A 26,170-nucleotide genomic window follows, 5' to 3' on the forward strand; every position below is an offset into this window, starting at 1 on the left:
CCTTACGCTCGTGCTGCGGCGATCGTGGCGCGCACTGCATCGGGGTTGGTGACGGTCGAGCGATATTCGCGATCCGCGTCCGTGCCGCCCATGCCAACTTGCAGGTTGCGATAGATCATCGCGCTCGGCTGCTGCATGGGGGCGGAAAAATGCATCTCCCGCAGGCCCGTGAGCCGCCGCACCTCAGCGATATTGTCAACGTTCAGCCGCCCGCATCCCATGACGATGATGCGGTCGCCCGCCTGCTCGACAAGCGCCGCCGTCAGGGCCGCGCCTTCGAGGGCAGAATTTCGCTGGCCGCTCGTGAGCACCCGATGAACTCCGCATCGAATGAGCGCCTCAAGCGCCTCGTGCGGATCGGCCGTCATATCGAAGGCGCGATGGCAGGTTATCTGCATGTTGCCGGCCTTGGACGCGAGAGCCTTCATGCGCTCCTCATCAATGCGGCCATCCGCCGTCAGGCAGCCGATGACGATGCCTGGTGCGCCAATCTCGCGCAGCATCTCGACGTCATCGAGCATCGTCTGGAATTCGGTTTCCGAGTAGAGGAAGTCGCCGCCTCGCGGCCGAACGATCGTGTAGAATGGGATTTTGGCCAGGCGCAGCGCCTGCTTGACGGTCCCCATGCTGGGCGTGATTCCACCCTCGACAAGACTGGCGCAGAGCTCGGCACGGTCGGCGCCTCCGCGCTGGGCCGCCAACAGCCCATCCAGGCCCTCGACACAGATTTCAACTACCGGAATGCCATGCAGGTCCGATCCGTTGTGTGAGGCAAGAGAGGTCGCATTGCCTCGCGTCATGGTCCATCTCCTTGCGGCGACCTTTGCGCCGTCAAATACTTGGTTTCAGGGGGGTGTTGTCAGGCTGCGTCTCTGGACCCCTTGGCGCCGCCGGCCCCAATAAGATAGCGATGTGCCGCAATGGCGGCCGCGCCGCGAGCCCAGAAAATTTCATCGACGTCATCGAAGCGAATGTCGGTTACCGAGCCGAGCTGGGGCAGCACGTATGCGTCGATCGCCTGCTTGGTTACCGTACGAAAGAGGCCGCCCACCGCGCCATCGACCGAAGCAATAACAATGCGCTCGGGGTTGTTCAGCTGGATAAGGTGCGAAATCGCCAGGCCCAGGGCATTGCCCGCGCGGTGCAGGATGCCGATGGCGGCGGGATTGCCGGTCTTGGCCAGTTCCTCGATCTCCTGAGGGCTTTCGGCCGGTAGCGTTGCAGCGTGTGCCGCAGAGACGACGGCGTGCCGAGAGGCAATGGTATCGAGGCAACCGCGCTTGCCGCAGCGGCAGGGTATGCCGTCGAGCTCAATGGTGCAGTGCGCGAGTTCGCCGGCACCGCCCGCATGGCCGCGATAAAGCCTACCGTCGATGTAGTGGGAGCAGCCAATGCTCTCCCCGAACGTCACGACGCTGAAGTTTACCTGCTCCTTGCCCCGGCCGAACAGTTTCTCGCCCACTGCTGCGGCATTGGCGTTGTTTTCCAGAGAGGTCGGAAGGCCGACACGTTCCTCGACCATTCGCGCGAGCGGCACATCTGCCCAGCCGAGGATTGCAGACTGCAGGCAGACGCTTTGTGAGTGATTGACGAAACCGGACAGAGCGACACTGAGCCCCAGTACACTCGCCCGATCAACACCCGCCATGCTCAATAGCGCAGGGAGCCCTTCCTCGATGATGTCGACGACCTCTTCGGGCACCCGCGTCGCGGGCAGGATGACCTGGGCAAGCACCGTGCCGTGCAGGTCGGCGAGCACCATTGGACAGCCAAACTGCTCGATGGACATCCCCACCAGATAGCCATGGCTCGCATTGATCTCGAGCAGGATCGATGGTCTCCCAAGCCTGCTGCTGCCATAGCTGGTTTCGGCCTCGCGGAGGATACCGGCGTCGATGAGTTCTCCACTCAGCCCGGAGAGGGCGGCACGGCTGAGTCCGAGAATTTCTGCAATGGCAGCGCGGCTGAGCGGGCCACGGTCGATCAGCGTCTGAAGAATCGCGCGTTTGGATGATGTGAGCAAGAACCACCCAATTGATGAATTGCTATACCGGTTATCGGGGATACATATGACCGTCAGTGAACTAAAACAAGGATTATCTTACACTATGTGAATTAGATTGTGCCTTGGAGCCGTTCAATCTGAACCAGCTTTGCGGCTGTTGTGGCGCGTCGAGGGATACGCTGGCGGTCTCGAATCTCCTAGGGTAGCAATCCAAATCCAGAGACCAGGAGCCTGCCTTGACCGTCTTCGACCATGCCGTCGTCAATGTCCTTGGAGGGATGAAGGAGGCGGCGGCGCGCTATGAGCAGCTGGGATTCCGGCTGACGCCGCGTGGCTATCATACGCTGGGGTCGATCAATCATCTGGCCGTCTTCGGCAGCGACTATCTCGAACTCCTCGGCTATGCGCCGGGCGAGCGTGAGAAGCGGGCGGAGCTTTGGGAGCATCCTGCTGGGCTGACCGGGTTGGCGTTGCGGACGCAGGATGCGGCGGGGTTGCATGCGGCGATGGCGGAGGCGGGCGTTGCCGTGGAAGCCTGCAAGGACTTTTCGCGGCCGGTCGAGATCGATGGCGTGCAGCACGAAGCCGCGTTCCGCACTTTCCAGCTCGATCGCAAGGCGGTCGCCAATGGGCGCATTTTCTTCTGCCAGCACAAGACGCCGGAACTGATCTGGCGCAGCGAATATCAGGATCATCCGAACGGCGTCACGGGCATTGCCGGCGCGTTCGTCGTGACCACCGGGCCGTCCGCCATTCCCGACATGCTCGCGGCCGCGCCGGGGTTGGCGCGCGAGGCCGAGGGCGTTGTGCGCGCAGGGAACACCTGCCTGCGATTTGCGCCGGCCGAGGCGATAGCGGCGCATTTCGGTGTGCGTGAGCTGCCGGGTCCTCTCGGCCAGAACATGCGGATGGTGGGGCTGGAATTGCGCTCCCGCGACATTGCCCAGACAGCGGCCTGCCTTGAGGCGGGCGGCGTTCCCTTCGAGCGTGGAGCGGGTTGGGTTCAGGTCGACGCCGACGAGGCGGCGGGGCTCATCCTGCGCTTCGTCGCGCAGGACTGAGCGGAAGGAGGCAGCCCCGCCCTTGGGAGGCGGGGCCGCGAAGGATTATTTGGCGGGGGCGGCGAGGTCCGTCAGGAAGCCGCGCGCATCCGGCTCGAAGCCCTTGAGCTTTTCCGACGTGAAGGCGTGCAGCCGCTGGTGAGCGACGATGTAGTAAGGCAGGTCCTTGGCGATCTGCGTGGCGGCGTCCTTGTAGGCGGCGGCGCGGGCTTCGGGCGCGCTTTCGCTGCGGCCCTTTTCGAGCGCGGCATCGACGACGGGGTTTGAATAGCTGCCCCAGTTGAAATTGCCGCCAGTATGGAGCTGGCCATACATGGCGCGGTCGGGGTCGACGAGGTTGCCCCAGCTCAGGAACGAGATCTGGTAGGTCTTGCCCTGGTTGCCCTTCATGAAGGTCGGGTAGTCGACGGCCTGCAGCTCGGTCTTGATGCCGGCCGAGGTGAAGACGTTCTGGATGTATTCGATCGACTGCACGCGCTCGGCATCTTCCGAATTGGTGCCGATGGTGAGCGCGAGCTGCTTGCCGTCCTTGGCGCGGATGCCGTCGGCGCCGACCTTCCAGCCCAGGGCATCGAGTTCGGCCATGGCGGCTTCGACATCGAAAGTGGGCTGGGTGACGGAGGCGTCATAAGCCCAGGGGAAAGCCGGCATCAGGATCGAGGCGGCGGCCTGATCGAGCCCGCCATAGATCTGGTCGACGATTGTCGCCTGGTCGATGAGCTTGGCGAGAGCCGTGCGCATGGCCGGATCGGAGAGCAGCGGATCGGCGGTGTTGAAGTTCACGTAGATGAACGACACCGACGGCACGACGCTATGGCTGAGCTTGGCATTGGCCGAGAGCGTGCCAACTTCGGCGGGCGGCAGCGGGCTATAGATGAGGTCGAGATCGCCGGCTTCCATGGCCTGGGCGCGGGCTGAGCCGTTGCCGACGACGATGGCCTCGATCTTCTTCACGGCGGGTTCGCCACCCCAGTAATCGGGGTTGGCTACGAGGTTGATCTGGCTGCCGCGGAGCCAGCTATCGAACCTGAAGGGGCCGGTTCCGATGGGGGCGGAACCGAACTCGGCATTACCTTCGGCCGCAGCGCGGGGAAGGATGCCGAGATCGAGGTAGGAGAACAGCGGCGCATAGGGCTCCTTGAGCTTGAACTGCACCGTGTGCTCATCAAGCGCCGTCACGCCGTCGATAGGCTCGTAGAGCGAGCGCGAGCGGGCGTTGAGATTGGGATCGACCATGGTGGTGTAGGTGAACACCACATCGTCCGCCGTCAGCGGCTGGCCGTTGTGGAACTTGACGCCTTCGCGCAGGTGGAAGATCAGCGTCAGCGGATCGGGCGTTTCCCAGCTCGTGGCGAGGGCCGGCTTGGGCTGGAAGTTTTCATCCAGGCGCACAAGGCCGTCATAGAGTAGGTCGTCGAGACGATAGCTCGTGGTTTCGGCGGCGAGGCGCGCATCGAGCGAGAGGGAATCGACGTCGAGGCCGACGCGTACCGTCTCGGGCGGATTCACCAGGTCCGCCAGGGCCGCGGGCGCGCCCAGGCACAGCGAGGCGATGGTTCCCAGCAGCAGGGAATGCAGGCGTAGTTTCAGGGTCATGTTGTCTCCTCCCCTAGAAGGTCGACCGGGCCTCAGCGAGGGCCGGCTTTATCGATGATGAGATTGCCGGCGGGATCGACACGTCCATGCCAGCCCGGCAGGACGACGATGGTGGTGTCCTCCTGCTCGAGAATGGCGGATCCCTCGAACGTGTCGCCGATGGCGAGGCTGTTGCGTGAAAGCACGGTGGCGCGGTGGGCCACGCCCTTCCAGTAAAGGTCGCGCGCGCCCAGCGCCGGAGCCGTGCGCTCGCTGCCGGCGGCGGCGCTGCGGATGGACTCGACATAGCCGGTGACGCGCAGGCGGATGGTGGTGATCTCCACCGAGGCCTCAAGGTCGCGGAAATGGTAGAGCCGCTCGTGGGCGCGATGGAAATCCTCGATGGCGGCAGCGATATCGACGCTCTCGCCATTCCACTGCGCCGCGACCGGCAGGTTGAAGGCCTGGCCGTGGTAGCGCATGTCGAACGAGACGAGGAAATCGTGGCGGGTGAGCAGGTCGCCCTCGCCATCGATCCAGGTGCCCGCATCCCTGGCGAGGCCGGAGACGAGTTCGGCGATGTGCGCACCGGCCGTGGCATCCTCGGACAGATCGAAGAAGGCGGTGCGGACATAGTCGCGCTTGACGTCGGCCATGATGGCGCCGAGGGCGCAGAGCGTGCCGGGGCGCGCGGGGACGATCATGCGGGAAAGCCCGGCCGTGTCGGCAATGAGGTTGGCCTGGGTGGGGCCAGCGCCGCCGAAGGGCAGCAAGGTGAAGGAGCGCAGATCCTGCCCGCGCTGGGCGATGCCCTTGGAGAGCTCGGCGGTCATCACGGCAGTGGTGACGCGCAAGGCGGTTTCGGCGGCGCGGGCGGCGCGATCGGGACCTTCGGGCAGGCCGATGCGGGCGCCGATGCGATCGAGCGCGGCGCGGGCGGCTTCGATATCGAGTCGCATGCGGCCGCCGACGAAGCGCTCGGGATCGATGAAGCCGGAGACGAGATAGCAATCGGTCACGGTGGGCTCGGTGCCGCCGCGGCCGTAGCAGACCGGGCCCGGATCGGCGCCGGCCGAGGCCGGACCGATCTTGAGGACACCGTAATCGTCGACCCAGACGATGGAGCCGCCACCGGCGCCGATAGCCGAGACGTTGACCACCGGCAGGATGATGGGAAAATCGCCGATATGGGTGCTGTTGGTCATTTCGGGCTCGCCCGCGACGATGACCGACATATCGGCGGAGGTGCCGCCCATATCGACGGTGACGACGCGATCGACGCCCGAAGCGCTGGCCGAGACGGCGGCAGCGACGACGCCGGAAGCGGGGCCGGAGAGCAGCGTATCGATGGGGCGCTCGGCAGCGGTGGCGAGGCTCAGCGTGCCGCCATTATTGGCGGTGATGTAGATCGGCGCGGCTATGCCCAGGGCTTTGACGCGGCGGTCGAGCCGTTCGAGATAGCTCGACATGATGGGCTGCACATAGGCGTTCATCAGGGCGACGAGCCCGCGCTCATATTCGCGCTGTTCGGGCCAGATGGCGGCGGAGGCGGTCACCTCGACATTGGGCAGGCGCTGCTTGAGGCGCGCGGCGAGGTCGAGTTCGACATCGGGGCGGCGATAGGAATGGAGGAGCAGGATGCCCACCGCTTCGACGCCGGCGGCGCGGAACGTATCGGCGATGGCGTCGAGTTCAGCATCGGTGGCGGACTCCTCGACCGAGCCGTCTTCGAGAATGCGCGTGGCTGTTTCGAGGACGAGGCGGCGGCGCACCAGCGGCTCTTCCTTGTCCACCAGGTAAGAGAAGGCGTTCGGCATCTGGCTGCGGCCGATTTCGAGGACGCCGCGCATGCCGCGCGATACCACCAGCCCCATCCGGGCGCCGCGCCGCTGGATGACGGCGTTAAGGCCGATGGTGGTGCCGTGAACGATGAGGCGCACGTCCTCAGGGCGACGCCCGGCGCGTTCGAGCAGCTTGGGCAGGCCACGCTCGACGGAGGCGGAAGGGTCCTGCGGAACGCTCGGTTCCTTGAAGATGGTGATGGCGCCGGTGGCGGCATCGGCCAGCACGAAATCTGTAAAGGTGCCGCCCACGTCGATGCCAATGCGGCAGCCGGTCTGGGGGTGGATCGGAGACTGGTCGGTCATGTCAGGAGGCCTTCTCGATGGCCGGCAGCAGTGCGTCGAGCGCTTCGGCGAAGCGCGTGCGCAGGAGGTCGGTCTGGAGGAGCGGGCCGGTCAGGTCGATCGCCGCCGGGTCGGCCAGTTCGGGCAGCACCGTTTCGAACAGCTTGCGGCGCAGCGTATGGCGGCTCGATTTGCGCAGGCGCATCAGGCGACGGTTGAGTTCGAGCATCGAGGGATCGTCGAACACCGCCTCCCAGAGCTCACGGAAGCGGCCGAAATCGAAATCTGCGGCGGGCGCGGCGTTGCGGGTGCTGCGCACGGTGCGCGTCTGCGCCTCGTCGATCGCCCCGTCGCGAATGACGACGCCATAGTCGATATAGGCGGCCTCCGGCGTGACGAAGCCATCCAGCACGTCGGCCAGCACCAGCGCGGGCTCGCGCAGGAACGGGTCGCCATAGCCACCACCGCCCGGCATCATCAGGGTCAGCGTATCGCCCTTGGCCATGTGCAGTTCGTGGATCTTGGCAATGATCCGCTCATTGCTCTTGCCGCGATTGAAGATCGAGATCAGCGTCGCGCCGGGCTTGCCGCCGAAAATGCCGTAGGGCGGGAAGCGCAGGCGCTCCATGCCGCGGGCAACGACGACGCCGCTATCGGTCATCGAGCGGACGGTGATCATCTGCCCGACGCCGCCGCGCCACTGGCCCGGCCCGCCGCTATCGGGGCGGATGTCGTATTCGGTGACCACCAGTGCGCTATGCCCCTCGACCGTTTCGAGCGGGTGGTTGCGCATGTTGTTGAGGGAGTTGTCGCGCGCATCGACGCCGTCGCGGCCGCGCATCGCGCCCATGCCGGTCTTCATCGGCTGCACGACTTCGACCTTGCGGGTGCCATCCTCCAGCGCCTCGGCAAAGGCGAAGGGAATGATGGTGCCGCCGGTGGCGGCGGGCATGAGGTCGGGCACTGCCTTGATGAAGGCGCCATTGATGCTGTCGAAGAGCCGGTAGGGCGCCGAAGCGCGCAGGTTCACGGCATCGGGGAATTCGGCATTGAGCACGGTGCCCGGCGGGTTGATGACCGAGACATTGCGGTAGATGCCGGCATTCTTTGGGATATCCGGCGCCTGCGTCGTGATGAAGCCGGTGAGGCGGAAGGTCAGCCAATACATGCGCTGGCCGGCCGAGGGGACGTTATAGGAGGTCTTGACCTGGGGATCGGTGCCGGAGAGGTCGAGCGCCACCAGACCATCGCGGATCGACACCTTTACACGCACCCGCACGGGGATGCGCGAGACCATGTCGTCGTCCATATAGTCCCAGAATTCGTAGTCGCCGTCCGGGATCTTGCGCAGGATGTCGCGGGCGCGCAGCTCGGCATAATCCTGCACGGCCCTGACGTGGCCGTGGAATTCCGCGACGCCGATCTGGCCGATGAACTCACCCAGCCGCGCCTCGCCCAGCGCCAGTGCGCCGGCCATGGCGCGCAGGTCGGCCACGGTGATGTCGGGCACGCGCGAATTGAGCTTGATGAGGTCGAGCAGGTCTTCGTTGGCCACGCCCTTGCGGAAGAGCTTCATGGGCGGGATGCGCAGGCCTTCCTGGAAAATCTCGGTCAGGGCCGGCGACATCGAGGAGGGCACCGCTCCGCCGATATCGGCGCAATGCACGAAGGACCATGCATAGGCGACGATCCTGCCCTCATGGAAGAGTGGGCGGATGAGGTTGACGTCGGGCAGGTGCGTGGCGAGGCCCGCCGAACGATAGGGATCGTTGGTGATGATGACGTCGCCCGGTTCGAGATCGGGCACGGCCTCGATGGTGGTGCGATAGTTGCAATCGACGAGGAAGGCGAAGGAGGCCGAGGGCGGATAGGCGAAGACATTGCCCTCCACATCCAGGATCGCCGTAGCGAAGTCGGCGGCTTCCTTCACATAGGCAGAGCGGGAGGCGCGCTGGATGGCGAAATACATCTCGTCGGTGATCGCAGAGAGCTTGCGACTGACGATTTCCAGCTCGACAGCATCCAGAACCATGACGCCCCCTCGTGACACAAATCCATAATTTAAATTTGCATTTTAATCTGGGGCGATCAAGTAGCATTCGTTGCGCCTCGAAGGCGCCTTCCGCAAATTTTTCCTTCTGATCCAGGTGGTTCCGAAACGGAGCGCGCGAAGGCCGGAATCGCGGCCCGGCAGGGCTTTAGCCGGCCAGCTCGGTGCCGGCGCTCGAGGCCAGAAAGCCTTGGGAAATGAAGGCGATGAGCTCGCGCACGATGGTTTCTTCGTCCGCCTGCCGCGCGGTGTCGGCCAAGCGCACGATCTGTCGGATATTGGGCGAGACGTCGGCCAGCACGAAGACCATGGCGCCGCGGGCGCAATCATAGCGCCAGATGATTTCCTTGCGGGAGAGTTGCGGCAGCAGGCGGGTGAGGGCGCCGATAAAGCGCTCGTGGATGGTGTCGTCTTCGGCGCTGGAGAGGTCCGCCGGCACTGCCGGGCTGACGCGCGCCTGCATGAGCAGGCTGATATTGGCCGCGCCGTGCGGGTTGGCGAGCCCGAGCTGCACCATCGGCCGGATCAGCGCGTCCAGCAGCGGCTCGAGGCCCGGTTTGCCGCCATTGGCGACGGATTTTTCATAGGCCGTCAGTGCCACGTCGCGGGCCCGGGTCATGCGGCCGAGCAGGCTCGCCATGACCTGGCGGATCAGTTCGTCCTTGGAACGGAAGTAATAATTCACCGCCGCGATGTTGGCTCCTGCCGCCTCGGTGATTTCCTTTAGCGTGGCGCTTTCGAAGCTGCGATTGGCAAAGACCTCCACCGCGGCATGGAGGATACGCGCGCGTGTATCGGCCTGCTGGGTCTGGCTGTCGTGCTCCATCACCGGTTCGTCCTCCCCAGATCGCAGTAAATGGCCGTTCCGACGGGCGGAACCGGCAGATAGCTAGGCTTTCCATGGACATATTCGCAACCGCATAAGGGTGCAAGCCGCTTGCGCAGGCAAATTCAATTGACTATTTGATATAGACAATTGAATTGCGGCGGCATGTAGAGGATCGGGATGAGCGCGCTTGAGAGTGAAGTGGACGTCCTGGTCCTGGGCTCGGGCTGCGCCGCGCTTGTCGCGGCTCTTCGCGCCGCCGGCGCCGGCCTCAACGTGCTGGTTTGCGAGAAGACCGGCAAGCTCGGCGGCACCAGCGCCATGTCCGCCGGCGGCATCTGGGTTGCCGCCAATCACCTCGCCTCGCGGGAAGGCATTGCCGACAGCATCGATGAGGCCTTTGGCTATGTCAGCGCCGTCGCGCCGCAGGGCTGGAGTTTTCCCGATCATTGGCGCGCCCTGCTCGAGGCTGGCCCCGCCATGCTGCGCCTGCTCGAAGCCAGGACGCCGCTCAGGTTCAAGCTCACCGGCGAGCCCGATCCCTATATGGACGTACCCGGCTCGCGCGCCCGCGGTCGCATGATGTCCGTGCTCCCGCTGAGCCGTTTCGCCGCCCGCCGCGACGCCTTCCGCGTCCGCGGCTCGACCCTGCCGGAGATCTTCACCTACCACGAAGTGCTGGAGACCGATCTCTACCACAAGCCGGTCAGCACCACGCTCGGCCTCCTCCCACGCATCCTGCCCCGTATCCTCACGCTGACGGCGGGGAAGGGTACGGCCCTGATGCTCGGCCTCGTCCGTGGCTGCCAGGATGCCGGCGTGAGGCTTGCGACCCATGCCAAGGGCGTTGAGCTCATCGTCGAGAATAACCGCGTCACCGGTGCGATCATCGAGCACAAGGGGCAGCGCCAGACCATCCGCGCCCGCGTCGGCGTGCTCATCGCCACCGGCGGCTTCGAGTGGAACGAGGACATGGCTCGGCAGTACCTCGTCGCCCCGCTGCAATTCCGTGGCTCCTCGCAGGGCAATACCGGCGACGGCCAGCGCATGGCGGAAGCCGTCGGCGCAGCGCTCGGCCAGATGGACCAGGCCAATGTCACCGCCGCCATTCCCCGGCGCTACGAAGGCCGGCTGCATGGCATGCCCGTCCCCTATCACGCCGAGGAAAACGCCATCGTCGTCAATCGTCACGGCCAGCGCTTCTGGGATGAGCTGCACGTCAATCTGGGCGAAGCCCTTGTCGCGCGCGATCCTGCCACCGGCGAGGCCCTGCACCTGCCGGCCTACGTCATCACCGATGCGCGCTATCTCTGGAAAGCGCCGCTCGTCCGCTTTTTCTCGCGGCTCGTACCCGGCTGGATGGTCAAGGCGCCGACCATCCCGGCGCTGGCGGCAAAGATCGGCATGGATCCCGCAGTTCTCGCCGCAACGGTCGAGCGTTTCAACGGCTTTGCCGGCACCGGCGTCGATGCCGATTTCGGCCGCGGCCAGACCCGTGCCCACCAGAAGGCCGACAAGCGCAAACGCGCGGGGCTCGAACCCATCGTCAAGGCGCCCTTCATCGCCGTGCGCTTCAATCCCTCGATCATGTCCACCAAGGGTGGCCCCCAGACCGACGCCCAGGGCCGGGTGCTCCGCGCCGATGGCTCGGTGATCGATGGCCTCTATGCGGCCGGCGCCTCGATGGCCAACCCCATCGGCACGCGCGGCGTCGGCGCCGGCACGACGCTCGGACCCTTCATGAGCTGGGGATATCTCTGCGCCGGGGATATGGTGCGGCGGGCGCGCGAAACCGGCGCCCTGCCTGCAGATAGCGTGCTCGAAAGCGCCTGATCAGGCGCGACGAACGCTCGTCACCTTGAGCGGGGACTTCATGTATTCGATGGGCTCGGCGCTGTTGTAGATGGCGTCGATCACGTCCCAGCCGTCGATCACCTGGCCGAAGGCGGCAAAGCCCTGGCGGTCGGGATTGCGGCCGCCGCCGAAATCGAGGCTTTCGAGGTCGCCGCCCACGCAGAAGAAATAGGCATGTCCCGCCGTGCCGACTTCGCGGCGCGCCATCGAGATGGTGCCGCGCTGATGGCGCAGGCCCGTCACCGAGGTCGGCTCGTGCGGAATCGGGGGGAACGGCAGCGGATCATCGGCGCCGAAAGTATGACCCCACTGGATCACCTCGATGCGGTGCACGATCTCGGGCGCCTGGTTGATCTGGTTGACGATGCGATAGATCGTCGTGCCGTCGAGCAGGCCCTTGTCGACATAGGCGAGGAAGGCGCCGGCGGAGATCGGGGCGTGCGCCTCGTCGATGCCCAGGGTCACCGCGCCCAGTTCGGTCTCGACGATCACTTTCGTCAGTTCATTGCTTGCCATCATGCGTCCTTCTTCTGCACGCGGTTCAGAAAATCGAGCACACCGGCCCAGCTTTCGGCGTTGGCGCGGGCATTGGCCGCCGGCGTGCCGCCGCTGGTCGAGACGATGCCCGACACCGGGTGCGCCGCGGTAATGACAGTAGTCGGCACGTAGGGGAAGAGGATCGAGTGTCCCGCGTCCTCAAAACGCAGCCGCTCGACATGCCGCCCGGCGCCGCGCATGCGCTCGACGATGAGGTCGCAATGGTAGTCCGTGGGCCACCAGCCGTCGTCAGTGCCGTTGAGCAGCAGCACAGGCGCCGTGATCTTCTCCACCGGAATGCGAGCCCGCTCCACCGCCGCCTGGTCGGCCATCGCCGTCAGCAGCGCATATTCGTGCCGCTTGGGCTCGGGGCCGTTGTCATAGGGCAGGTAGGTGCCCGTCCGGTTTCCGTCCCAGAGATGGGGCAGGGGCCTGCCATCGAGCGTCCAGGTTGCCGCCAGCCGGCCCCTCGCGGGATCGCCCGCGCTCTGTGCGCTATGCACGCACGAGGCCGGCACATAGGCCATCACCGCCGAAACTGCCTCGGGGTAAGTCGCCGCAATCAGCAGCACCAGCTCGCCGCCGCGCGACTGGCCGGTAATGGCGACGAAATCGTCCTTGAGCACCACGCTGCGGCGGAACCAGGCGAAGGCGTCGCGGAAATATTCCAGCGGCACGTCGTTGATCCAGTCCGACAGCCCCGGCGCCCGGAAATAGCCCAGCGCCAGCGCCGCATAGCCGCGCGAAGCATAGAGTGCCGCCCGCGGCTCGTTCATGCCGCCGCCCGAGCCGTTGAGGATCACGACGCCCGGTTGCGGCCCGTCCGTTGCCGGCATGTAAAGCACACCGGAAACGCCGTCCTCGAGGATTTCCCGTCGCGTAACGCCCTTGGCCGCCAATATCTGGGTCATGCCGGCGCGAGCCTCTTCGCCGCCCGCATGGACCGCGAACTCGGTCACCACGTCTTCCACCGAAGCCGCGCCGCCCCTGGCGCGGGTGGCCGGCTCTGCCTCGTGCTGTGACCATATGAGGCCCATGGCCGACACACCGGCATAGTCGCCCCGCACCGGCGCATCTCGACCCGGATCGACCGTGCCGTCGGCGTCAGCCGCGAACGTCGCCTCCGCCTGCCAGACGCTGCCGCCCGGTCCGCTGGAGCGCGCAACGATCGTCACCTCACTCCCCGGCCGGGCTCCGCTCACGCGGATCTGTCGGGGCACGTCGATGAGCTCGATTTCGGGCGTGATGGAAATCGTCAATGTCATTCTGGTTGCTCCCCGCGGCTCTCTAGAAGGCGACGACCTGGCCGTCCTTGCGCGGGTCTGAACCGCCGATATAGCCATCCTCGCCGCAGACGATCAGTTGCGCGCCGCCAAAGCCGAACACCGCGTCCGGCGTCTCGACGATGACCTCGTGCCCGAGCGCCTTGAGCCCTTCGGCGAGTTCGGGATCGAACGTCGACTCGACCACGACCTTGCGTCCGCCCGTCACCCGCCAGCGCGGCGCATCGGCTGCCGCCTGCGGGTTCTGGCCATAGGCCAGCACGCGCACCGCCATCTGCAGGTGCCCCTGCGACTGCATCGGCCCGCCCATCACGCCGAACGACATGATCGGTGCCGAGCCGTCATGCGTGGTGGCGAAGCCCGGAATGATCGTGTGGAACGGGCGCTTGCCCGGTCCGACCTGGTTGGGGTGCCCATCCTCGAGCGAAAAGCCCGCGCCTCGGTTCTGCAGCGCAATGCCGGTGCCCGGTACGACCACGCCCGAGCCGAAGCCCATGTAGTTGGACTGGATGAACGATACCATCCGCCCCTCGGCATCCGCCGCGCAGAGGTAGATCGTCCCTCCCGGCCGCGGCGCGCCATAGGCGGGCAGCCCCGCCTGTTTCGGGTCGATCAGCCGGCGCCGTTCGGCAAGATAGTCGGCATCGAGCAGGTCGTCCGGCGAAACCCGCATGGTCTCGATATCCCCGACATGCCGCTCGCAATCGGCCAGCGCCACCTTGATCGCCTCGATCATGAGATGCGTGGTCTCGACGCTGTCGACCGGATGGCTTTCGAGATCGAAGGGGTCGAGAAGTCCGAGCGCGATCAGCGTGGCGATGCCCTGGCCATTGGGCGGGATTTCGTGCACCGCCGCGTAGCGGAAGCCGGTCGAAATCGGCGTTACCCAGTCGGCGCGGTGCGCATCGAGATCGCTCATGGTCATCGCGCCGCCATGGAGCGCGGCGTGTGCCGTCAGCTTCTCGGCCAGTGCGCCGCGATAGAAGGTGTCCCCGCGCGTCGCCACGATATCTTCGAGCGTCGCTGCCAGATCCGGTCGCTTCACCAGCTCACCCGCCCTGGGCGCGCGGCCTGAAGGCATGAAGTGATCGGCAAAGCCGGGCTGGGCGGCAAGCTGGTTGGCGCCGTTCTGCCAGAGCACGCCGATCACCGGGCTCAGCGAGAAGCCATCGCGCGCATAGCGAATAGCCGGCTCGGCCACGACGTCGAGCGGCAGTCGCCCGTGCTTGTCATGCAGCGCGATCCAGGCCGAAACCACGCCAGGTACGGTCACCGAGTTCCAGCCGCGCTGCGGCATGGCCTTCTGGCCGGCGAAGTAGTCGGGCGTCCACGCCATCGGCGCACGCCCAGAGGCATTGAGGCCTTCGAGCTTGTGCCCGTCCCAATAGAGCGCGAACGCATCCGAACCCACGCCGCACCCGGTCGGCTCGACCACGGTCATCACCATGGCAGCGGCTACCGCGGCGTCTGCCGCCGTGCCGCCGCGCGCCAGCATCGCCACGCCGGCCTGCGCCGCCAGCGGCTGGGATGTGGCCACCATGTTCCGCCCCAGCACCGGACTGCGCGAGGACGGATAGGGAAGATCGAAGTTCATTGGCGGCCCCTCTGCCGAACGATTCATCTGGAGGCTAAATCATAATTTGAAATGCACAATTTAAAACCCCGAGAATCACATGGCGCTCAAGGCGTGGCAGCGAGGCCGGCTTCGCTCAATTGCAGCCGACGCCGCTGCGCCACCGAGGCGAAAACCAGCAATTGCAGCTGGTGGAACAGCATGAGCGGCAGCACCACGATGCTCACGATCTGCGAGGGGAACAGCAGCACGGCGATAGGCAATCCGCTGGCCAGGCTCTTGGTCGCCCCGCAGAACAGCAGCGCCGTCTGCTGCGGCGTGCCGAGGCCCGCCCATGAGCCCGCCAGCCGCAGGCACACCACTACGACCGCGAGCAGCACCGCATCGACTGCGATGATGGTCAGCAGCGCCGTCACCGGCACCTGTTGCCAGACGCCCGCGACGACGCCAGCGCCGAACGCCGAATAGACGATGAGAAGGATCGAGCCACGATCGACCGTCAGCGTCAGCATCCGCTGTTTTTCGACCCAGCCGCCGATGAAGCGGCGCAGCACCATGCCCAGGATGAACGGCAGCAGGATCTGCACGGCAATGCTGCCCACCGCCTGCCAGCTGAAGCCGCCGCCCGTCGCCCCCAGCATCAGCGCCGCAAGGGCCGGGGTGATGAAGACACCGGCCAGGTTGGAGAGCGTCGCCCCGCAGATCGCGCCCGCCACATCGCCCTTGGCGAGGCCCGTGAACGCGATCGAGGATTGCACCGTCGAAGGCAGGATGCCGAGGAAGATGATGCCCGCCGAAAGCTCCGGCCCGATCATTGAGCCGAGCGTCCAGGCGAGGATCAGCGCCAGGATGGGGAACAGCACATAGGTCGAGCCGAACATCAGCCCCTGCAACCGCCAGTCTGTCAGCCCGGCCCAGACCGTTTCCAGTTTCAGTCGCGCGCCATAGAGGAAGAACAGCAGCGCCACCGCGTAATAGGCCACCGACGACACGATCGGCGCCGCCGCGCCGCGCGCCGGCAGCACTATGGCGAGGGCCACCGTGCCTAGCAGCAGCAGCGTGTAGAGGTCAATTCCGTAGCGTTTGAGCTGGGTCAGCATGTTCCGGTCTCCATCAGAGATGGATATTGCAGTGCTCGGTAAGAATGAAGCATGATAGGCAACATATCGCCGATCATGAATTGTGATGACCGTGCCCGTTCCCGATCTGCAGCCTAGCTGGCTCCGGTCCTTTCTCGAAGTTGCCCGCTGCGAAAGCTTCTCGCAGGCGGCGCGCGAGCTGGGCCTCCAGCAATCGACCGTCAGCCAGCACATCCGGCGCCTCGAGGCCGCCCTCGGTCGGCGGTTGCTTTCGCGTACCACGCACAGCGTTTCCCTCACCGCCGAAGGCGCGGCCGCGCTCGATCTCGCCATGCAGGTCATCGGTGCGCATGACAGCCTCGGCGGCCACTTCATCCGCCTCGCCCAGCGCCGTCGCATGCGCTTCGGCATCTCCGAGGATTTCGCGCTGCTCGCGCTCTCCGATGTGCTCCACAGCTTCGGCCGGCAATATCCGGACGTCGACCTCGAACTCACCGTCGGCCTCTCGCAGGCGCTTTACGATGGTTTCGATTCCGGCCAGCTTGACGTGATCTTCGCCAAGCGTCGGCAGGGCGATCGTCGCGGCGTCACCGCCTGGCGCGAAAACCTCGCCTGGATCGGTCGCCCCGGCCTCAGCCTCGATCCCTCGGTGCCGGTGCCGCTCATCGCCTATCCGCCGCCCTCGGTCACCCGAACGCTTGCCGTCAACGCGCTCAACGAAGCCAGCCGGGACTGGCACCTCGTCTGCACCAGCGGCAGTCTCAGCGGCATCCGCGCCGCCGCCCTCGCCGGCATGGGCGTAGCCGCCCACTCCCCCCGCCTCCTGCCCACGGGCCTCGCCATTATCCCCGAAACCAGCGGCCTTCCGCCACTGGGCCAGGTCGAATTCGCAGCACTCGGTCCGGGCAGGGGCCAGACAATCGCCAACGCGCTGATCGATACGCTGATGGCAAGCATCGGGCGGGGGTGAGGGGGCCGGCGGTAAATCCGCCAACCCTTGAACTCATTGGTGGCCACCAGACCGGAAATCGCCATAACTTTTGTCTTGGATGAACTCTGCCGGCTGATGCCATCTTCGGAAATTTCCGATGCCGCCTGAACTTGGAGGGGAATGAACATGGAAAAACGCAAGCTTGGACAGGGGCTGGAGGTGTCGGCGCTCTCGCTTGGCGCAATGGGCTACGGCAAGTCGCGCGACATTCCCGACCGTCCGCAGATGATCGAGCTGCTCCGCGCCGCTGTCGATCGCGGCATGAATTTCTTCGATACCGCCGAAGTCTATGGCCCGTGGACGAACGAAGAAATGCTGGGTGAAGCCTTCGCCGACATGCGTGACAAGGTCATCATCGCGACCAAGTTTGGCTGGGACATTGACCAGCAGACGGGTGAGCATCGCGGTGGGGTCACCAGCAAACCGGCCCAAATCCGGCAGGCCGTCGAAGGCAGTCTCAAGCGCCTGGGCACGGACTATATCGACCTGTACTACCAGCATCGCGTCGATCCCGACGTGCCGATGGAGGACGTCGCCGGCGTGGTCAGCGACCTGATCGGTCAGGGTAAGGTTCGCTATTTCGGATTGTCGGAAGCGGGTGTGGGATCGATCCGCAAGGCGCATGCGGTTCAGCCAGTCGCGGCGCTGCAGAGCGAATATTCGCTCTGGACCCGCGAGCCGGAGAACGAGGTCATTCCGACCTTGGAGGAACTTGGGATCGGCATGGTGCCATTCAGCCCGCTCGGCAAGGGCTTCCTGACGGGCACGATCGATGCCGGCACCAAGTTCGGTGACAAGGATATGCGCAACACGGTTCCGCGGTTTCAGCCAGAGAACCGGGAAACCAACCAACGCCTGGTCGATATGCTGCGCCGCATCGGGGAGGCGCATGGCGCGTCGCCGTCACAGGTCGCCCTTGCCTGGTTGATGGCGCAAAAACCTTGGATCGTCCCGCTGTTCGGCACGCGCAGTATTCAGCGCTTCGACGAGAACATCGGTTCGCTCAATGTCCGCCTCTCGGAGAGCGATCTGCGTGAGCTCAACGAGAGCAAGACTACGATGCCGGTGGAAGGCAATCGCTATCCACCTGAGCATATGCGGCGCGTCGGCCTATAGCGGGTTGAAGCAGGCGGCATAACTCAGCACCCGTCGCCAAAGTGGCGCGGTGTTCGCAACCGCGCCCTTTGCAATGGCTCTCCAGTCATGCGCGGCCGGCGCTGAGGCTGGCAAGGAGTTCGTCGAGCTGCTCGAACTGTTCGGGCGTGCCTTCCATTCCGCCCAGGGATTCATCGAGCGCTTCCTTGGTGGGGTAGACTTCAGTGAAGGTCAGCAGCGTCTTGCCGTCCTTTTCCACGAAAACCACCGTCGAGACGGCGCCGTTCTCGTCTTCCTCGTTAGTCCAGACGATCCGCGACGGTGGCACCACTTCGAGATATTTGCCGAAGAAGGCCCAGGTGTTTTCGGCGTCCTTGCCGAATTCGAGGCGGTAGGTACCGCCGGTGCGCACGTCCATCTCGCAGGAGCGCAGCGGTATGCCAATGGATTTGGGCACCCACCAGCGCGCAAACAGCTCCGGATTGGTCCAGGCCTCGAACACGATCCGGGCCGGTGCATCGAAGATGCGCGTCACCACCATCTCGACCTCGGATGCCCGCTTCACCGTGGTTCGGCCCTCGATCAGGACCGAGCCATTCTCTTGTCTATCGTTCATCGCGTTTCTCCTTGAGTTTGAGTTCTTCGACAACCTTGTCCAGCTTGTCGAAACGGGCGTCCCAAAGCTGGCGGTACTGTTCGATCCACTCCGCCTCCTGCTCGAGGCGGCTGGCGCCGAGCCGGCAGGTGCGCACGCGGCCGATCTTCTCGGTGGTGACCAGCCCCACCTGTTCGAGGACGCTGACATGCTTCTTCATGCCCGTGAGGCTCATGTGGAACCTCTCGGCAAGGTCCGAGACCGAGGCGTCGGCGCGTCCCAACTGCTCGAGAATGCCACGTCGGGTGGCGTCCGAGAGCGCGGCGAAGGAAGCATCAAAGTGAGTTTGAGAATACTGAACCATGTAGTTCAGTATATGTGTCTGAATTCCGATCTGCAAGAAGCAAGAGCAAGCCGGCCGCCGCGCGGCGACCTTCCATTCTCAAGGCAGGGAGCGAATGGCCATTTCCGCGATGAAGTCGGGATCGGCGATGGCTTCGATGGCGACGATGCGGTTGCCCGAGAAGGTGACGCGCAGGGCAAGCGCCACCGTGCCTGCCGGCGCGATGATGATCCCCGGATCGCCATCGACCACGGCCAGCTCCGCTGTTCTGGCGCGGCCGCTGAAGAAATGGGCGACGGCCTCTGCCCCGTGGAGGCCCTGTTCGGAGCCGAGACGCGCGGCGACGTCGTCGAAGTCGAAGCGGACGTCGGGCGCGAGCAGCGCGATCAGGCCAGGCAGATCGCCTTCGCGCGTCGCTCGCAGGAATGCCGAAACGGCCGCCGCTCGCGCTTCGCGGTCGGGCGCGGCCAGTGGGCCGGACTGAACGCGGCGACGGGCCCGACTGGCCAATTGGCGCGCCGAAGCCGGGCTGTGCCCGAGAATGGTCGCGATGGTTTCGAACGGTACGTCGAACATGTCATGGAGAATGAAGGCGACACGCTCGGCGGGATGCAGGCGGTCGATCACCTGGGCCATGGCATCACCCACGGCATCGGCGAGATCGCGCGCCGCATCGGGCAGATCGGTGGTGGACACGACGGTTTCCTCGAAAGGTTCCAAAGCCTCCTCGCCGCGCCGCTTGCGGCTGCGCAATCGGTCGAGGCAGAGGCGACTGACGACGGTCGTCAGCCAGGAGCCGAGATTGTCGATAGCGGTCGCGTCGCTGCCGGTGAGGCGCATCCAGGCATCCTGCACCGCGTCCTCCGCATCGCTGGCCGAGCCAAGCAGACGCCGCGCAATGCTCAGGAGGCGCGGGCGGTTGGCTTCGAATTCGTCGAGTAGGGCGGCAGTGGTCATGGTTGATCCTCAAGGGGACCGGCTGGTTACCGGTCCCCGATTGTCAATTCCTCACGCAGCAGCGGCTGCCTTGAGGTGGAATTGCTGCCGGGTTGCGGCATTGATGCGGTTCCAGAGATTGGTCGTCGCGATTTCGAGCAGAAGCGTAGCCAGTTCTTCCTCGGTGAAGTGACGGCTGGCTTCGGCCCAGAGGTCGTCCGAAACCATCTCGCCGCCGCCAACCACAGTCACGGCCTCGGTCAATTCGAGCGCGACTTTCTCTGCCGGCGTGAAGAGGCTCGAATGGCGCCAGGCTGCGACGGCATAGAGCCGGTCTTCGGTCTCGCCTGCCTTCTTCGCCTCGCGGGAATGGAAGCTGACGCAATAGCTGCAGCCATTGAGCTGGCTGGTCCGGATATGCGTCAACAGCACCAGCTTGGGCGGGATATTGCCGGTACGGGCGGCGCCGAGCGCCTGCCCGAGCGACATCAGGGCGGGGCCGACATTGGCGATGGCAAAGGCGGGGTTCTGCATGCGCTGGTTCATTTTTGCTCTCTCTTCTGCGTCACCATCATTGGCTCGCTGCCTTGATGACGCTGGAGCGCAGCGACTTGTGACAGCTTTTCCAAAAAATCTTCGGCGAGCGCAGAAGAGCCGCGGCCAGTGGTCCGGAACTCGATTCCGACCAGGATAAAAGAAGGGGACTTCCGAGGGACAGCGACTGCTGGAGATCTCCATTCGTCTCGCTTCCGCGATCCACGATCTCGTTGCATTCCACACCAAAGCGCAAAATCGGTGGTGTTGGTGGGCCCACCAGGACTCGAACCTGGAACCAGACCGTTATGAGCGGTCGGCTCTAACCATTGAGCTATGGGCCCCTGAGCACGCCTCATAGCAGGCCGATGCCGTTAGTCAAACGGGTTGTGATGAAGGCCGCTGTTGCGCGGGCGGGCTTGTCTGGGCAGACTGGAACACCATCTTTGCTTCGGAGCGGCGTTTGCCGCTCGTTTGCTTGGGAGATACCGGCCGATCATGATTTCGGTGGCGTCCTACAATATCCAGAAATCCATCGGCACCGATTTCCGGCGGCGTCCGGAGCGAATTCTGTCGGTGCTCCAGGAGCTTGATGCGGATGTCGTGGCGCTGCAGGAGGTCGATCGCCGCTTTGGCGCCCGTGTCTCCTCGCTCAGCGCCGCCACCCTCGAAAATGAGACGGACTACCGCCCGGTGCGATTCGGCGTGCGGCCGGGGAGCATGGGCTGGCACGGCAACGTGATTCTCATTCGCAAGAATGTCGAAGTGCTCGCGCAACGTACCATCACCCTCCCGGCGCTGGAGCCGCGCGGCGCGGTGTTGGCCGATCTCAAGGTCGGGCCGGAGCGACTGCGCGTCGTCGGCATGCATCTGGGGCTCGTCGGCCTCTGGCGCAAGCGGCAGGCGCAGGCGGTGCTCAGTGCGCTGGGCGACCTCGAAGAGACGCTGCCCACCGTCATGATGGGCGATCTCAACGAGTGGAGCGTCAACGGCGGGTGCCTCAAGAGTTTCGCGCTGGAGCACCATGTGGGCCAGCCCGGCCCGAGCTTCCCCTCGGTCCGCCCGGTCTTCGGCTTCGACCGGATCATCACCAGCCCTGAGCTGTCCATCGTCGAAAGCGGCGTCCATGGCAGCCAGCGGGCCCGCACGGCCTCCGATCACCTGCCGGTCTGGGCGAGGCTGTCGCGCAGCGTCGAGGCGGGCGCTGAGGCGGCGGAATAGGCAGGAGCCGCTTTCGGCTGCCTGTGCAGGAGCCGCCTGAGCCGCCGCCCCATCACCGCTATGAGTTCTAAAACGCTGGGCGGATAAATCCGAACGCTTTCGATGATCATGCGCCGCGCCAGTTTCGGGCGGCCGATGGCGCGCATCTGCCGCGCCAGGTGCAGCAGGAAATGGGCTCGCAAAGCAGGCTCGCCGGCCAGAATATCCTTGTTGCGCGAGACGATACGCAGCACGCCGCGGCATTCCTTGCGCGTATTGCGCGAAATGCTGTCGGGCGAGATGAAGCCCAGCGCCACCGGCTCGATATCCTCGTGTATCCGCGTCTGCCGGGCCAGCCGTATGGCGAATTCCCAGTCCTCGTTGGCGGGAGCCAGGGGATCGAACCATGGCGCGGGCGGGCAGCTCGCGCGGCGGAAAAGCGTGTTCTGGAGGCTGATCCGGTTCTGCCGCAGCAGGTGGCGAACCTGGTCCTCCCCCGGTTCCAGCCGTCCCGCCGGATCGGGCGCGATGGCCACCTTGCCCGGCCCGAAGCTGAAAGCGGCGTCGCGCCCATAGAGTATCTTGGGCGCCGTCACCACGCCGATCGCCGGAGGCAGGGCCATGATGGTCCGCACCTGCCGTTCGAGCTTGCCGGGCAGCCAGAGGTCGTCGCTGTCCTGGAAGGCGATGAGCTCGCCACGGACGTGCTCGAGCCCGGTATTCCGCGACGCGCCGGCGCCGCCATTGGCCGGCCGCCGTACATAGCGCAGCCGTGGATCGCCGATCGCCTCGACCAGCGCGCGGATATCCTGCGGCGAGGCGTCGTCGACCACGATCAGTTCGAGATTGGTGTAGGATTGGCCGAGCACGCTCGCGATGGCCGCGGGCAGGGTCGCCGCGCGGTTATAGGTCGGCAGGATCACCGAAACCAGCGGCTGGGCGGCGTCGGCGCTCATCAGGGCCTCGCCAGTTCGGCCGGCGGCCAGGCGCCGAGCGCCGCGGCGCTGAGCAGGGTTTCCTCGCGCTGGCGCTGCCGCCGCTTGCGGGCCGGTTCGTGGTTGTGGACCTCCTGCATCAGCGCCCGCCAGCAGACCTGTGCCGTCTCGCTCCAGCGATAGCCCGGCCGCGCCACGGCTGCCGTTTCGTAGATCGCCAGCAGCCGCTGCGAGGCCTGTTCGAGGCTGAAGCGCTCTTCCACGCACTGGCGGCCGAACGTTGCCAGCCGCTCGCGCAGCGCCTTGTCCTCGATCAGCACGGCAAGCTGGTCCGCCAGCTTGCGCGCGCTCGGTTCGCTCTCGCCCAGCCCATAGAATCCCTGGCGCATGAAGAGGGGCAGGGTTTCAGGGCAGAAGATCTCGGAGAACCCATCCTCGCCCTGCACCACGACCGGTCGCGCCATCGACATGGCGCGCAGCGAGGATGAACCCATGCCCACCACGATGTCGGCCGCCGCATAGGCGGGCCGCGGGTCGAATTCCTCGCCGGCAAGCGTCACCACTTCGCGCCCATGGCGGGTGTTGACCTGAGCGGCGCGATTGGCCAGCGCCGCTGCGGCCTGTCCGCCGCCGACCAGCGCAAGGCGCAGTCGGTGGCGAACCGACAGCAGGTCGACCGCATCGATGGCGCGCACCAGCGCGTCGAGCTTGAGGTCCACCGCCAGCCGCGAGACGCTGACGATCAGTTCTTCGCCCGGCTGCAATGCCAGTTTCCGCCGGAAGGCCGAGCCGTCGATATCCGGGTTGTCCAGCTCGGTGTCGATGGGCGGCTCCAGCGTCCAGACCGGGCCGGGGCGCATGGCCTGCGCTTCGTCGGCCAGGTCTGCCGTGCCCATGACCAGCGGCAGGGAAGCCGGCACGAAGGGCGAGACGCTCATCGAGAGCACCGTGCAGACTACCGGCACCTTGCCCAGAATCCCGGCGCCCAGATAAGCATCGAGGCACGAGGGCCATTCATAGGCGTGGATCAGGTCGATGGATTCGCGCCGCGCCAGATCGCGTAGTTGCGCAATGCGCTGCGGGGCAGGGCGGTAATGGAGGTCGTTGGCCTCGATATAGCGCAGGCCTTTGCCGCGGATGTAGTCCACCAGCGGCCCGGGGCGGCCATAGATCATCACCTCGTGGCCCGCCGCGGCGGTGCGCGCGGCCAGGTCGATGGCATTGATCTGGCTGCCGCCGATAATCAGGTCAGTGGGATACACCAGTATTTTCATGCGCCGGATGCTACCCGGCGCGACCGATGGGCGACCTAGTTCATTCGGGTTAAGCCGCTATTCCCGCGCGAATTTCCGGCTGAGAAACGGGGAGTCCGCCACCCCGAACCGCCACGGTTTTTCCACCGCCTTGGTGATGCCGATGCGCGGGCCGATGGCGATTTTCGGCGGGTCCGGATTGGGCGTGAAGCTGAACGGGGGCAAGGCGAGCGCGTGGCCGTCGAGGTCGCGGGTGACGCCCATGGCCTCGCAGAGCTTGCCCGGCCCCGAGCAGAGCTGGCGGATGTCCTCGACGCCGCGGCGCTCGCGCATCGTCTCGATCCCGGCCGTCGGCTCGATCGCGCGGATCAGTACGGCGCTGGCATGGCTGCACACGAAATTGATGCACCAGTGGATGCCGTAGGAGCGGTAGACATAGACGCGTGCCGGTGGCCCGAACATCGCCGCATTGCGCGGGGTCGGGCCACGGAAGGAATGGGAGGCGGGGTCCTGCGGATGATAGGCTTCGGTTTCGACGATAAGCCCGCCAATCCCGTTGACCAGGAGGGTCGAGCCGAGCAGCGCCGGGGCGACCAGCGTTGCCTCGCGATCGAAGAATTGCAGCAGGGACTGGTTATCCAAAGCGACTCTCGCTCGTGGTCTCGGACTTGCCTTTCTGCTTATGGCCGTGCCACTGCTCGCGCGCAACGAGGGTTTTGGGCATGACGGGCAACAGCCTCAAATTCGGGACGAGCGGCCTGCGCGGGCTTGTGACGGACCTCGTGGGCGCGGCCAGCGTCAACTACACGCTGGCCTTCATCGCCTATCTCAAGGGCAAGGGCGAACTCGCCGAAGGCGGGACGCTACTGGTCGGCCGCGACCTGCGCGATTCGAGCCCGGCCATCGCCGGGGCCGTCGTTGCCGCAGCGCGCCATGCCGGCCTCAACCCTATCGATTGCGGCGAATTGCCGACGCCTGCTCTTGCGCTCGAAAGCCAGCGTCTCGGCGTGCCGGCCGTGATGGTCACCGGCAGCCATATTCCCGCCGACCGCAACGGGCTCAAATTCTACGTGGCAGCGGGCGAGATCGACAAGGTCGACGAAGCCGGCATCCTCGACGCCCTTCCGCATGTCGATGGCGCCGCCATCGAGGTCAAGCCGCTGGCTTCGGGCGAAAGCTCGGCCCTGGCGCGCTACGAGCGCCGCTATGAAGGCTTTCTCGGACAGAACGCGCTCGCGGGGCTGCGCATCGGCGTCTTCCAGCATTCCTCCGTCGCCCGCGACCTGCTTGTCCGCGTCCTCCATGCGCTGGGCGCCGATGCCGTGGAGCTCGGGAGGTCCGACATTTTCGTGCCCGTCGATACCGAGGCCATCAGCCCCGACAATACCCGCCGCGCCGGTGTGTGGACGGCCGATCTCGTGCTCGATGCCATCGTCTCGACCGATGGCGATGCCGACCGGCCCCTCATCATCGACCAGTGCGGTAATTTCGTGCGCGGGGACCTTGTCGGCCTCCTCACCGCGCGCTTTCTCGGCGCGGACGCGGTGGTGACGCCGGTCACCTCGAACTCGGCCATCGAGGCCTCCTGCGCCTTCGCCCGCGTCATCCGCACGCGCGTCGGCTCGCCCTATGTCATCGCCGCGATGCGCGACGCGGAAGGCGTCGTCGTGGGCTTTGAGGCCAATGGTGGCGTGCTGCTGGGTTCTGAGGCCAGGGGCCTCTCGCCGCTCCCCACCCGCGATGCCCTGCTGCCCATCCTCGCCGTGCTCGGCCTGATGCGCGCCGAGGGCAAGTCAATGTCCGAACTCGTCGCCGAGCTGCCCCCACGCTTCGGCAGCAGCGACCGCCTGGAGCAGGTGCCGCCCGACCGCGCCGCGATCCTCATGGAGCAACTCCGCCGCGATGCCGCCGCCTATTTCGCCGAACTGGGCGAAGTGCTCGAAGTCTCCGAAGTCGACGGCCTGCGCTTCACCCTGGCCAACAACGACGTCATCCACTACCGCGCTTCCGGCAACGCCCCGGAACTGCGATGCTACACCGAAGCCGCCACCCCCGAACGCGCCGAAGCCCTGCTGGAATGGGGCCTCGACGCCGCCGAGCGCGTGATCCGGTAGCACGGAGCTCTCACAACGGGGACTTCCACGGGAATCTCACCACAGAGCTCCCCACCGAGGATACTTCCCCGAGGATACTCCCCACCGAGGATACTGCTCCTCCGGGAAACTCCTCCGGGAAGCTCCTCCACCGAGGAAGCTCCTCCACCACAAAGCTTCCCCCACCCCTTACTTCCCCGGGCGAAGACCCGGGGCCTATTGCACC

General features: G+C 65.6%; 23 protein-coding genes and 1 tRNA gene. 6 read left to right on the plus strand and 18 right to left on the minus strand.

Going from position 1 to position 26,170, the window contains the following annotated elements; all coding sequences use genetic code 11:
* Positions 1-2: 2 nt before the first annotated feature.
* On the minus strand, positions 3-800 hold the full coding sequence (locus JNE37_RS14725) for a copper homeostasis protein CutC (protein ID WP_052015068.1): 798 nt from the start codon (positions 798-800) through the stop codon (positions 3-5).
* Positions 801-859: 59 nt separating this feature from the next.
* The gene (locus JNE37_RS14730; protein ID WP_052015067.1) at positions 860-2,023 is read right to left on the minus strand and encodes an ROK family transcriptional regulator; all 1,164 of its coding nucleotides are present in this window, start codon (positions 2,021-2,023) and stop codon (positions 860-862) included.
* Between the two features lie 218 nt (positions 2,024-2,241).
* On the opposite strand from JNE37_RS14730, the gene JNE37_RS14735 reads away from it, so the two are divergent.
* Positions 2,242-3,066 (plus strand): VOC family protein, encoded by an 825-nt coding sequence (locus tag JNE37_RS14735; protein WP_246513295.1) that lies wholly within the window; start codon positions 2,242-2,244, stop codon positions 3,064-3,066.
* Between the two features lie 45 nt (positions 3,067-3,111).
* On the opposite strand, the gene JNE37_RS14740 is transcribed toward JNE37_RS14735, so the two are convergent.
* The 4 genes from JNE37_RS14740 to JNE37_RS14755 form a co-directional block, all read right to left on the minus strand.
* The gene (locus JNE37_RS14740; protein ID WP_203063516.1) at positions 3,112-4,662 is read right to left on the minus strand and encodes an ABC transporter substrate-binding protein; all 1,551 of its coding nucleotides are present in this window, start codon (positions 4,660-4,662) and stop codon (positions 3,112-3,114) included.
* Positions 4,663-4,694: 32 nt separating this feature from the next.
* Positions 4,695-6,788 carry a hydantoinase/oxoprolinase family protein gene (locus tag JNE37_RS14745; protein WP_203063518.1) on the minus strand — a complete coding sequence of 698 codons (2,094 nt, stop codon included), beginning with the start codon at positions 6,786-6,788 and terminating at the stop codon, positions 4,695-4,697.
* A 1-nt stretch (position 6,789) separates the two neighbouring features.
* Complete coding sequence (locus tag JNE37_RS14750; RefSeq protein ID WP_203063520.1) at positions 6,790-8,799, minus strand: hydantoinase B/oxoprolinase family protein; 2,010 nt, start codon at positions 8,797-8,799, stop codon at positions 6,790-6,792.
* 166 nt (positions 8,800-8,965) lie between these two features.
* Entirely contained in the window at positions 8,966-9,643 is a 678-nt protein-coding gene (locus JNE37_RS14755) for a TetR/AcrR family transcriptional regulator (RefSeq protein WP_035030438.1), read from the minus strand.
* A 180-nt stretch (positions 9,644-9,823) separates the two neighbouring features.
* On the opposite strand from JNE37_RS14755, the gene JNE37_RS14760 reads away from it, so the two are divergent.
* Complete coding sequence (locus JNE37_RS14760; protein WP_203063522.1) at positions 9,824-11,476, plus strand: FAD-dependent oxidoreductase; 1,653 nt, start codon at positions 9,824-9,826, stop codon at positions 11,474-11,476.
* On the opposite strand, the gene JNE37_RS14765 is transcribed toward JNE37_RS14760, so the two are convergent.
* From JNE37_RS14765 to JNE37_RS14780, 4 genes are all read right to left on the minus strand, one after another.
* Entirely contained in the window at positions 11,477-12,016 is a 540-nt protein-coding gene (locus tag JNE37_RS14765; protein WP_203063524.1) for a peptidylprolyl isomerase, read from the minus strand. It abuts the gene before it with no gap.
* Positions 12,013-13,299 (minus strand): acyl-CoA thioester hydrolase/BAAT C-terminal domain-containing protein, encoded by a 1,287-nt coding sequence (locus JNE37_RS14770; protein WP_203063527.1) that lies wholly within the window; start codon positions 13,297-13,299, stop codon positions 12,013-12,015. Before JNE37_RS14770 ends, JNE37_RS14765 begins: the two co-directional genes overlap by 4 nt.
* 22 nt (positions 13,300-13,321) lie before the next feature.
* Positions 13,322-14,911 (minus strand): gamma-glutamyltransferase family protein, encoded by a 1,590-nt coding sequence (locus JNE37_RS14775; protein ID WP_203063529.1) that lies wholly within the window; start codon positions 14,909-14,911, stop codon positions 13,322-13,324.
* 86 nt (positions 14,912-14,997) lie between these two features.
* Complete coding sequence (locus JNE37_RS14780; RefSeq protein ID WP_035090763.1) at positions 14,998-15,990, minus strand: bile acid:sodium symporter family protein; 993 nt, start codon at positions 15,988-15,990, stop codon at positions 14,998-15,000.
* Positions 15,991-16,075: 85 nt separating this feature from the next.
* Between JNE37_RS14780 and JNE37_RS14785 the strand changes: the two genes are divergently transcribed.
* Both JNE37_RS14785 and JNE37_RS14790 read left to right on the plus strand, forming a co-directional pair.
* Positions 16,076-16,939, plus strand: coding sequence for a LysR family transcriptional regulator (locus JNE37_RS14785; protein ID WP_203063531.1), 864 nt, complete (start codon positions 16,076-16,078; stop codon positions 16,937-16,939).
* A 147-nt stretch (positions 16,940-17,086) separates the two neighbouring features.
* Positions 17,087-18,076, plus strand: coding sequence for an aldo/keto reductase (locus tag JNE37_RS14790; protein ID WP_203063533.1), 990 nt, complete (start codon positions 17,087-17,089; stop codon positions 18,074-18,076).
* A gap of 85 nt (positions 18,077-18,161) precedes the next feature.
* Here the strand turns inward: JNE37_RS14790 and JNE37_RS14795 are convergent, their stop codons facing one another.
* From JNE37_RS14795 to JNE37_RS14815, 5 genes are all read right to left on the minus strand, one after another.
* Entirely contained in the window at positions 18,162-18,671 is a 510-nt protein-coding gene (locus JNE37_RS14795) for an SRPBCC family protein (RefSeq protein WP_203063535.1), read from the minus strand.
* Complete coding sequence (locus JNE37_RS14800; RefSeq protein ID WP_035030642.1) at positions 18,661-19,014, minus strand: ArsR/SmtB family transcription factor; 354 nt, start codon at positions 19,012-19,014, stop codon at positions 18,661-18,663. Before JNE37_RS14800 ends, JNE37_RS14795 begins: the two co-directional genes overlap by 11 nt.
* 78 nt (positions 19,015-19,092) lie before the next feature.
* Entirely contained in the window at positions 19,093-19,950 is an 858-nt protein-coding gene (locus JNE37_RS14805) for a sigma-70 family RNA polymerase sigma factor (protein WP_203063537.1), read from the minus strand.
* A 51-nt stretch (positions 19,951-20,001) separates the two neighbouring features.
* Positions 20,002-20,475, minus strand: a complete 474-nt coding sequence (locus JNE37_RS14810; RefSeq protein WP_203063539.1) for a carboxymuconolactone decarboxylase family protein — start codon at positions 20,473-20,475, stop codon at positions 20,002-20,004.
* 256 nt (positions 20,476-20,731) lie between these two features.
* Positions 20,732-20,807, minus strand: a tRNA-Ile gene (locus JNE37_RS14815).
* 154 nt (positions 20,808-20,961) lie between these two features.
* Between JNE37_RS14815 and JNE37_RS14820 the strand changes: the two genes are divergently transcribed.
* Positions 20,962-21,684 (plus strand): endonuclease/exonuclease/phosphatase family protein, encoded by a 723-nt coding sequence (locus JNE37_RS14820; RefSeq protein ID WP_035090771.1) that lies wholly within the window; start codon positions 20,962-20,964, stop codon positions 21,682-21,684.
* Here the strand turns inward: JNE37_RS14820 and JNE37_RS14825 are convergent.
* From JNE37_RS14825 to JNE37_RS14835, 3 genes are read right to left on the minus strand one after another with little or no spacing between them, the layout of a single operon-like run.
* Positions 21,621-22,619: a glycosyltransferase family 2 protein gene (locus tag JNE37_RS14825; protein WP_203063541.1), complete on the minus strand. Its 999-nt coding sequence runs from the start codon at positions 22,617-22,619 to the stop codon at positions 21,621-21,623. The genes JNE37_RS14820 and JNE37_RS14825 overlap by 64 nt on opposite strands.
* Entirely contained in the window at positions 22,619-23,872 is a 1,254-nt protein-coding gene (locus JNE37_RS14830) for a glycosyltransferase family 4 protein (protein WP_203063543.1), read from the minus strand. The genes JNE37_RS14825 and JNE37_RS14830 overlap by 1 nt, the downstream gene beginning before the upstream one ends.
* Positions 23,873-23,929: 57 nt before the next feature.
* On the minus strand, positions 23,930-24,493 hold the full coding sequence (locus JNE37_RS14835; protein WP_246513297.1) for a DNA-3-methyladenine glycosylase: 564 nt from the start codon (positions 24,491-24,493) through the stop codon (positions 23,930-23,932).
* An 80-nt stretch (positions 24,494-24,573) separates the two neighbouring features.
* Between JNE37_RS14835 and JNE37_RS14840 the strand changes: the two genes are divergently transcribed.
* The gene (locus JNE37_RS14840) at positions 24,574-25,965 is read left to right on the plus strand and encodes a phosphomannomutase (protein WP_203063545.1); all 1,392 of its coding nucleotides are present in this window, start codon (positions 24,574-24,576) and stop codon (positions 25,963-25,965) included.
* Positions 25,966-26,170 lie beyond the last annotated feature (205 nt).

This window comes from Paradevosia shaoguanensis (genome assembly GCF_016801025.1).
Classification (GTDB): domain Bacteria; phylum Pseudomonadota; class Alphaproteobacteria; order Rhizobiales; family Devosiaceae; genus Paradevosia; species Paradevosia shaoguanensis.

Bases quoted from the DNA above. Each gene is read 5' to 3' on its own strand.
- JNE37_RS14770 (WP_203063527.1), bottom strand. From the start codon at position 13,299: ATGACATTGACGATTTCCATCACGCCCGAAATCGAGCTCATCGACGTG.
- JNE37_RS14740 (WP_203063516.1), bottom strand. From the start codon at position 4,662: ATGACCCTGAAACTACGCCTGCATTCCCTGCTGCTGGGAACCATCGCC.
- JNE37_RS14820 (WP_035090771.1), top strand. From the start codon at position 20,962: ATGATTTCGGTGGCGTCCTACAATATCCAGAAATCCATCGGCACCGAT.
- JNE37_RS14755 (WP_035030438.1), bottom strand. From the start codon at position 9,643: ATGGAGCACGACAGCCAGACCCAGCAGGCCGATACACGCGCGCGTATC.
- JNE37_RS14795 (WP_203063535.1), bottom strand. From the start codon at position 18,671: ATGAACGATAGACAAGAGAATGGCTCGGTCCTGATCGAGGGCCGAACC.
- JNE37_RS14785 (WP_203063531.1), top strand. From the start codon at position 16,076: ATGACCGTGCCCGTTCCCGATCTGCAGCCTAGCTGGCTCCGGTCCTTT.
- JNE37_RS14760 (WP_203063522.1), top strand. From the start codon at position 9,824: ATGAGCGCGCTTGAGAGTGAAGTGGACGTCCTGGTCCTGGGCTCGGGC.
- JNE37_RS14745 (WP_203063518.1), bottom strand. From the start codon at position 6,788: ATGACCGACCAGTCTCCGATCCACCCCCAGACCGGCTGCCGCATTGGC.
- JNE37_RS14790 (WP_203063533.1), top strand. From the start codon at position 17,087: ATGGAAAAACGCAAGCTTGGACAGGGGCTGGAGGTGTCGGCGCTCTCG.
- JNE37_RS14805 (WP_203063537.1), bottom strand. From the start codon at position 19,950: ATGACCACTGCCGCCCTACTCGACGAATTCGAAGCCAACCGCCCGCGC.
- JNE37_RS14750 (WP_203063520.1), bottom strand. From the start codon at position 8,799: ATGGTTCTGGATGCTGTCGAGCTGGAAATCGTCAGTCGCAAGCTCTCT.
- JNE37_RS14775 (WP_203063529.1), bottom strand. From the start codon at position 14,911: ATGAACTTCGATCTTCCCTATCCGTCCTCGCGCAGTCCGGTGCTGGGG.
- JNE37_RS14840 (WP_203063545.1), top strand. From the start codon at position 24,574: ATGACGGGCAACAGCCTCAAATTCGGGACGAGCGGCCTGCGCGGGCTT.
- JNE37_RS14765 (WP_203063524.1), bottom strand. From the start codon at position 12,016: ATGATGGCAAGCAATGAACTGACGAAAGTGATCGTCGAGACCGAACTG.
- JNE37_RS14780 (WP_035090763.1), bottom strand. From the start codon at position 15,990: ATGCTGACCCAGCTCAAACGCTACGGAATTGACCTCTACACGCTGCTG.
- JNE37_RS14830 (WP_203063543.1), bottom strand. From the start codon at position 23,872: ATGAAAATACTGGTGTATCCCACTGACCTGATTATCGGCGGCAGCCAG.
- JNE37_RS14825 (WP_203063541.1), bottom strand. From the start codon at position 22,619: ATGAGCGCCGACGCCGCCCAGCCGCTGGTTTCGGTGATCCTGCCGACC.
- JNE37_RS14725 (WP_052015068.1), bottom strand. From the start codon at position 800: ATGACGCGAGGCAATGCGACCTCTCTTGCCTCACACAACGGATCGGAC.
- JNE37_RS14810 (WP_203063539.1), bottom strand. From the start codon at position 20,475: ATGAACCAGCGCATGCAGAACCCCGCCTTTGCCATCGCCAATGTCGGC.
- JNE37_RS14800 (WP_035030642.1), bottom strand. From the start codon at position 19,014: ATGGTTCAGTATTCTCAAACTCACTTTGATGCTTCCTTCGCCGCGCTC.